This is a genomic window from Pseudomonas sp. NPDC096917, assembly GCF_044762555.1.
Classification (GTDB): Bacteria; Pseudomonadota; Gammaproteobacteria; order Pseudomonadales; family Pseudomonadaceae; genus Aquipseudomonas.
The window spans coordinates 226046-233629 of the sequence record NZ_JBIWEO010000010.1 but is presented as its reverse complement, the minus strand read 5'-3'; the positions used below and the strand labels follow the sequence as shown (position 1 = coordinate 233629).

Below are 7584 nucleotides of genomic sequence, written 5' to 3'. Positions count from 1 at the left end.
GAAGTCGACGGGCTTGGGGTACAGATACACTTTTTCGACTTTTGCGTCGGGACGCATCATGGCGGATGGGCTCCAGAAAGAAATCGGGAGCACAGTATCCGGGATCACGCGGCGGCTTTGAATGTGGGGTTCATGGAGCGGTTACATTGGTTTTCTCCAAGCGTAAAACAACCCGCGCTCGGCGGGCTTTATGTTTAAGAAGCACCTCGTTAGTTGTCACTCGCGCCCAGGTGAGCGCCGATGCCTATACAGAAAGTCCTTAACTGAGCAATTTGAACGTCAGCGCCTTCAGTGGAATGCTCCCTTTATGTTGGCGCCCACCGTGTGAAATCTTAATGGCATATCTGAATGAACTTGGCTCATGAGTTATGCTGTGGACTCGATAGACTCCAGGCTCAAGCTTGGAGTACTTATCGTTGAATGTTTTTGTCCTGTCGACACGGACGATCTCTACGCGCCTAACGCTATCAAGCGAGCGGCCAGCAATTTCGCTAGCGGAGATGAAAATACTTCCTGAACCGCTTGAATTAGTATTTTCAAACACTGATCTTTTGCCAAAAACACTCTGATAACTTTCTCCACCGATCAAGCCATTGACTAAATCCAGCCACTTTTGGCCCACCAAATCTGGCGAATAACGATCAGAGCTTTCAATCCCACCTTTTGCCAAGTGATCAAAAAGCGAGTTATCACGCGCTAGCCTCACGATTTTCTCAGCACATTCCTCTTCGGTGCGAACAAGAAAACCATTTTCACCATCTTGAATAATTTCTTTAGGCCCGTAATTCGAGTCGAAAGAAATAACCGGGGTACCAACAGACATCGACTCTAGCAAGCTAAGCCCAAAGCCCTCTGATAGCGAGCTGGACAAAGACGCTCGAGCGCGCCTGAAAACCGTGTCCGGATTCCTTGTATACCCTTTCATGACAACATTGCCCGAAAGGCCTAATTCAACAATCAAATCTTTGAGCGAACTCTCTAGCGAGCCGCGCCCCCAAATTTCCAGCACGAGCTCTGAATCACTTTCTATTGCAATTTTAAAAGCCCGTATAGCACGATCAATATTCTTTACTGCGTCAAGCCTAGAGACCACTACAAACAATTTAGACTTTCTTTTTACAACAAAGTCATCTTTAAATACAGTTTTAGAATTAGGTATAACCGATATTTTCTGGTCACTCCCAAACTGTCGTTCAACATCTCTTTTCTGGCTATCTGTCAATAACACAAGGGAATCACACACCTTTGCATTATCTATGATTAGCTGACTTCTAGGTTTGACAGGGCTCCCATACACATAAGGCTCAGCAAAATGATTGCCATGAAGCGTCAGTACCTTGGAGGTTTTCTCAGATGTAATGTTCGCCACAACATCACTTGATGAGGACGCATCTGAGATAACTACGGTATGCGTACCGTTTTTCGATAGTTCTTCAAGCCAATGCGTACAAGCGTCTTCTCTTGTCTTAAATGTGTGCGCTTGGGTAGGAGAAATGCAAAGCTGGAATGATACCGAATTTCCGACTCCATCCAGAAGCTCACGAGCGAAGACGACGCCTGCACCATTGAAAAACTCAACAGATTGAAACTCAGTAGTCCCAATGTATCTAGATCTGCGCGTAGGAACCGACAAAGCAGGTGTCACTGAGAGTTTGCTTAGATGCGGTATTTTCTTAGACTTTGATAGAGACTCAGACAAAGAGCCATAATAAAAAAAGAAATTAAATGCCAGAACTTCCGGATCAAGCCTACCATCTCTTCTTAGCACGTCGATTGAGTTGATCAGACCAGCGTCATAATCAATTGACACCACGAACGAACTCAGCCCGCTCCTGCCAAGCACCCCAGCTCTATTAAGCGCTGCTCGTGTCACGCCACCAGCCGTGGCAGACAATCGATTAAGAACTGATATTACTTGAGTGCCAGCAAGAACCGACCCTTTCCTTCCCAGCAATGCACCAAACATTTTCCCGCGCCCCCAGATCCATAGGTAATCCATCATTATGCCATCACTCCGATCTTGGGCGCAGCTACCATTTGGGCTGCTTGGACATGACGGCAGGACTGCTGCGCAGCGACTGATTGAAGAGGTAGACATCGCCTACCAACTTGGTGGCCAAGGTCATTACCTTCCGGTACGTCGCCGAAAAATACCTGGTCGACGTTGTGCCAACCAAGAAACCGACAACGCAAAAGGACAACGTCAGGGGAATGAAAAACCTGATGGCATTCTTCGATGATCCGCCAGCCCCGCTTGAGACTATTCAACCGTCACATGTTCGCCAGTCTCTGACTTGGCGAAAAACCGCACCGGTGAGAGCCAATTGGGAAAAAGCCCTGCTCAGTGCAATCTGGAACTTTACCCGAGACATCGGCTATACCGCGCTCACCAATCCCAGCGCTAGCATCAAGGGCAACTAGGAAACCGGGCGCGATATCTACATTGAGGATGCACTGTTCAAGCTCGTGTACGAATAGGCAGATAGAGGTCTGAAGGATGCTATGGATCTTGCCTGTCTTACTGGCCAACGAGTCACAGACACTCGGCTGATGGATGAGCGAGACGTCCGCGATGGACAGATTTGGGTAGTGCAGGGCAAAAAAAAGCAAAGCGGCGGATTGAGATCACTGGTGAACTGAAGGTTTTGGTTGATCGAGACATGTCTCGAAAATCAGGACACAACGTCCGCTCGACGCGGCTGATCGTTTCTCAGGATGACACGCCAATGTCGGTGGTGATGCTGCAGGGGAGGTTTGACTTGGCCAGGGAAGCGCCCGGGGGATGCAAAGTCCGAGTTCCAGATGCGCGGCCTGCGCACCAAAGCCGGCACGGACAAGTCCTAATCAAGCGGCGACATTCTGCAAGCCTGCGATCAACTTGGACACATGACCGTGGTTGTGACTGAGCAGTGCATCCGCAACCGGAAGGGGGAAAAGTCTCGCCAACCAAGTGAGTTGCGGAAAATATTTAAATATTGCGGAAAAACAAAGGGCCTGCGGATTTTGAAAAAAACCGCAAGCCCTTGATTTGTTTGGTGCCCGAAGCCGGAATCGAACCGGCACGTCCTTTCGAACGGGGGATTTTAAGTCCCGAGGGGAAATCAATCAGCCTGCGGCTTGTGATGGATTTTCTGGTCCGCAATCAAGTGTAAAAGGCTGCCATGCAGCCCAATGTTTCCGCATACCTTGAAATGATTGCGGCCCGGAAAATCCCATGAAAAAGACGAAATGATCGACGTCGACTACCAGGCTATACAGCGAAGCAGTATGCCGATTCTGCATACCATAAGCGCTCAATAGGCATTCATTCGCCCCTAGCACCCCATGCCCGCCGTGGCATTGCAAACCCTTTAAACATGGCCGCTATCTCTGGTGCTCGCTGCAATCGAATAGCCATAGATGCATATAGGTTCGTGAGAGAGTCACGCAAAAGTCACGGCGCCTTTTACCCACTTTCATGTGTCATACCGCACCAACACAGAACACTCCTAACTCGTATCAAAACAGGCCTAGACGAATTTTATGCTCCACAATTGTCGCCAGGTCACGACTAGGAAATTGAGCTTGCAACCCCCAAGCTTCACATCCAAGGGCATGTCTAAAGCTTCTGGTATCAGTGAGTTCCTGAAAACGTAAACAACATCGGCATCGCACCCGAGAACCATCTAGTTCCCAATGCTTGTTCCAGGCGACTAGTGGAAGATAAGTCACGTGCATTACAAAATGGCCTGTCATAAGAAATAACTGTCGCGAAATACGCGTCAAACCAATTGTTAAGAATAGGCCCGCATCGTCATTTTTGCGATCGAATGCTACTAAGACTTCTAGCGCATCGTTAACCCTAGCCTAGGCATCTATTCTGGTTATGTTTCTAGTCCTCCCTTTTTTCACAAGCGTTTGCGTGGGTTACCATTGCCATAGATATACAACGATGCACAGCTAGGATTTACGTATCCTCGCAAAATCTCCTATAATACTTTAGTCCTCAATTACGTTGTCCTGCCGCTCGATCAGGAGGTATTTTATTGGCTGACCTGACATGAATAGCTCTGCTGAGCGATTTACAATCTAAAGCGTGACAGGCAGAGATTGGCCAGAGGCCCTCAATCTTTTGGGGTTACGCACTAAACTATTCAGTGATCTGCCAGTAATTGAACCACCCATTAGCCTTCGAAAACTCATTATGGTTCAGATCCTCTCTGCTCTCTCCGATAGCCTTCCAACAGCCCAAAGCCTTGAGGAACTGACGCGCCCCCTGCTGGCCCTGCTCAGCGAGGTCACCGGCATGGAATCGACCTACTTGACGACAATTGACGCCGATGAGGGTATCCAGCGTGTCGAGTTCGCACGCAACGTTGGTGATATGGTGATTCCTGAAGGGCTGGCCGTGCCTTGGGCAGATACCTTGTGCAAGCGCGCGATGGACGAAAATCGTATGTACTCGGATAACGTTTCCGAAGTTTGGGGTGACTCGAAGGCAGCCGCAGCCTTGGGCATCATGACTTACGTGAGCACGCCAATAAGATCCCAATCTGGGCAGGTACTGGGGACGATATGCGCCGCCAGCTCGAAACAGGTGGCTCGCTCTCCTGAAGTGGAACCCTTGCTGATACTGCTAGCAGCATTACTGGGTTATGCCCTAGAGCGGGGCCTGCTCGTTGAGCAACTCCAGGTCGCCAACGCCGATCTGACCAAGCAAGCACTGACAGACCCACTCACCGGTCTGGCCAACCGGCGTGCCGTTCTGAATGATGCCGCGCGCCTGTTCGAGCTCGCGCAGCGGGAGAACAAGTACATACTCATAAGTGTCATCGATCTGGATGGTTTTAAGCACATCAACGACACCCGCGGCCACGTGGCAGGAGACCGACTACTGTGCGGTGTGGCCGCCCAACTGCAGCATGGCCTCAGAAGCAGCGATATCATCGGGCGTATTGGAGGCGATGAGTTCATCGTGATCGCCCTGGGCACACCCATCGGCCACTTGGACCAGGAAACAGACATGCAGCATGCCGCAGAACTGCTTCAGGATCGCCTGGCCAAAGCGACGATCGGGCGATATGAACTGGGTCAAGGTCTTGGTGGAATTGAATACACCGGCGCGAGTGTTGGCGTAGTGACCGTGATACCGGGCAACATCACTGTAGAGGAGGCCACAAAGCTGGCAGATCGCGAGATGTATAAGGTGAAACAGGAACGAAAGGCTCAACGGTTGTAGAAAAGCCCAAGGTTAGCTTTTAATCAGCCCGGCTTTCGTAGACATATCAATGACCGCTTCTACTTGGCATTGAATGGCGAACCATTTGCCCCTTTTTTGCCCCATGCTGCATCGTTTTTCGGAAATACGCTCACTGCGCTGTAGGATCACTCAAAGGCAAACCCTACCGTGAAACCCAACTCCTCTGCATCTCTGCCAAAAACGCTCATAACCTACTAACTTATTTTTTTACGAACCCGCGCTTGCTAGATAGCGATTGGCCTCTATGCTCATTTTTAAAATCTAAAAATGGAGCACACGATGTCTCAAGGCATTTTTTACGTAGAATTCACAGCCAGCACAGGCGAATACGGCGATGGGATTGTCGTGGCGAAGGATGGATCAGCTAATGGTGGGGACGCTCACTACTCGTACAGGGGTAAAGTACCAGCACACTCGGGTGAATTTCAATCTCAGTTCACGATCTCGAAATGGAGGTCAGGCAACACTAATGTAATTGGCATCGACAATTATGTAGTGGAGGCAAACGGCGCAGTGAACTATGAAGAAGGCAAACTGCAGCTAGAAGGCGTGGTAGTCGGTCACCCTCAATTAAAAATGACAATTATCGGCCAAAAAATCGCCGACACTGAATAACACCCTGCTTGCGCTGTGGCACTACCCAAAAAAGCCCTACACCATTGTTTAACAAGAGTTGCAGGGTTTAATTAATAGATAGATATGTTTGCTTTATTGGCATTAGATGGCATTTATTTGCTATCTATTTGCCCCACGACATTTTTCTCACAGTAGTTCGCTACCGCCCCCAATCACCGAGTACATCTCGCTTTTCGCTACTTCCTGAGCAGTCACTTGCAAAACCTCAGTCAGCTCCCTACACCAGTAGTGGTGTCTCCCACTTCATAAAAAAAGAATGATCAAGACTGACTTTTGCATCACAGCCATTCGGTACGACGCTGACCGTAAACATATCAACTATGTCCAGGTAAGCTAGGATTTGCCAATGCTGTTCGATCCAAAACGCGTGGTGCCGAGAGCATTCGTCGCAGATTTAATTCGAATGAAAAAAACCACATCCGCAACTTGGTTTTTAAACAAGGAAGTAAATTTTTCACCCGGCGCAGACGTCCACGTGATAGAAGAGGTATACATTTTAACTGACCGAAACAGCACTAAGGGGAATAACCTGGCAACCTGCCTGAGTTCTTATTAGGACTTTTGACGCATGTCAGTGCGCGACAGCCCTGACATACGCCTGACACGTGGCCAATGCTATCAGTCCTTGATCGCCATCGCCGGTGATTCCGATAATTCGTTGAGCATGCGCTTGGTCAAGGTGGGCTCTACGATCTCCATAAACCACGCCGCCGGGGCTGGTGGTGGCTTGCACTCGATCACAACCAACTGAGTCGGTGGCATCGAGTTGGACTGACAGCCGCAGGTCAGCAGTAGCAAGGCGATTACGCAGGCGTGCCTGTTTCATTTTCTCATCGTTCAAAGCTCGGTAATAGGCTTGGTCGCTGGCTGCCAGCCACTGCTCAAGGGCAAAACGCTTACCCTGTTCCATCAGGATTTGCGCGGAATTGGCATTAGCCAGATTCGTGCGCTCGGTTTGGTAGGCAGCTTCCTTAGCAGCCAACTGCTGACCGGAGGCGTTGGCCTGCCACGCCCATGCGGCCCAAGCGCTACCAGCCATCAGAGCTAGGATCATCAGTAGTTCTCCACCCTACTTCACCGCGTCGAACTTCACGCCAACACCTTCAGCGCCCGGGCATACAGCGCCTGACGATCCGCCGCGCCGTTCTGACCGCCATTGATGCGCAGAGTGATCGTATCGAACTTACCCGCATCGGCCAGAGTGTTCAGGCCTCTACTCGACCAGAAACATGCGGCAGACATACAGGCGTGCTGCGGCTTCTCCAGCAGTTCAGGGTGAGTGAGCAGGTCAAGACCCAAGGCTTCGCCGCATTCGGCGTAATTGGCCCGGCCGGTGATCTGGATCAGGCCACGGCCGCGATACTTGGAGCCGTCACCCACCACGGTATTGCCCAGGTCTACCCTGCCCTCGTATTTAGCCTGGGCTTTTGTGGGGCCCCAGATCTCTTTCACATACTTGAGCTGGCCCGACTCATGCCCGATCTGGGCGATGAACGCCGCCACCCGCTTCAGGCCAACGATCTGGTAGTGGTTCATGGCGGTGTTTATTGCGGACACAAAAACGCCGGCTGCTTGGCCGGCGTTCGGGAGGATCTGCAGTAACTGCTGCACAGTGATGGGCATTACTTTTCTCCGGAGGAATAGCCCGCACTGGGCGGGCTTCACGAATTTCAGGCACAAAAAAACCGCACTAGGCGGCAATTAGGTTC

7 protein-coding genes are annotated in these 7584 nt (G+C 50.4%); 4 read left to right on the top strand and 3 right to left on the bottom strand.

The window, feature by feature from the left end:
* Positions 1–198: hypothetical protein (locus ACIQYF_RS14170; protein ID WP_402862572.1), on the top strand; the 198-nt coding region annotated here is incomplete at its 5' end.
* Between the two features lie 61 nt (positions 199–259).
* Here the strand turns inward: ACIQYF_RS14170 and ACIQYF_RS14165 are convergent.
* Entirely contained in the window at positions 260–2002 is a 1743-nt protein-coding gene (locus ACIQYF_RS14165) for a glycosyltransferase (protein ID WP_402862569.1), read from the bottom strand.
* Between the two features lie 110 nt (positions 2003–2112).
* Between ACIQYF_RS14165 and ACIQYF_RS14160 the strand changes: the two genes are divergently transcribed.
* The 3 genes from ACIQYF_RS14160 (at position 2113) to ACIQYF_RS14150 (ending at position 5854) form a co-directional block, all read left to right on the top strand.
* Positions 2113–2421: a hypothetical protein gene (locus ACIQYF_RS14160; protein WP_402862566.1), complete on the top strand. Its 309-nt coding sequence runs from the start codon at positions 2113–2115 to the stop codon at positions 2419–2421.
* Between the two features lie 1762 nt (positions 2422–4183).
* Positions 4184–5218 (top strand): diguanylate cyclase, encoded by a 1035-nt coding sequence (locus ACIQYF_RS14155; protein ID WP_402862563.1) that lies wholly within the window; start codon positions 4184–4186, stop codon positions 5216–5218.
* A gap of 300 nt (positions 5219–5518) precedes the next feature.
* Positions 5519–5854: a GrlR family regulatory protein gene (locus tag ACIQYF_RS14150; protein WP_402862560.1), complete on the top strand. Its 336-nt coding sequence runs from the start codon at positions 5519–5521 to the stop codon at positions 5852–5854.
* Positions 5855–6446: 592 nt separating this feature from the next.
* Here the strand turns inward: ACIQYF_RS14150 and ACIQYF_RS14145 are convergent.
* Positions 6447–6914, bottom strand: coding sequence for a lysis protein (locus ACIQYF_RS14145; protein ID WP_402862593.1), 468 nt, complete (start codon positions 6912–6914; stop codon positions 6447–6449).
* A gap of 50 nt (positions 6915–6964) precedes the next feature.
* On the bottom strand, positions 6965–7498 hold the full coding sequence (locus ACIQYF_RS14140; RefSeq protein WP_402862557.1) for a glycoside hydrolase family 19 protein: 534 nt from the start codon (positions 7496–7498) through the stop codon (positions 6965–6967).
* Between the last annotated feature and the right edge of the window lie 86 nt (positions 7499–7584).

Bases quoted from the DNA above. Each gene is read 5' to 3' on its own strand.
- ACIQYF_RS14165 (WP_402862569.1), bottom strand. From the start codon at position 2,002: ATGATGGATTACCTATGGATCTGGGGGCGCGGGAAAATGTTTGGTGCA.
- ACIQYF_RS14155 (WP_402862563.1), top strand. From the start codon at position 4,184: ATGGTTCAGATCCTCTCTGCTCTCTCCGATAGCCTTCCAACAGCCCAA.
- ACIQYF_RS14150 (WP_402862560.1), top strand. From the start codon at position 5,519: ATGTCTCAAGGCATTTTTTACGTAGAATTCACAGCCAGCACAGGCGAA.
- ACIQYF_RS14145 (WP_402862593.1), bottom strand. From the start codon at position 6,914: ATGGCTGGTAGCGCTTGGGCCGCATGGGCGTGGCAGGCCAACGCCTCC.
- ACIQYF_RS14140 (WP_402862557.1), bottom strand. From the start codon at position 7,498: ATGCCCATCACTGTGCAGCAGTTACTGCAGATCCTCCCGAACGCCGGC.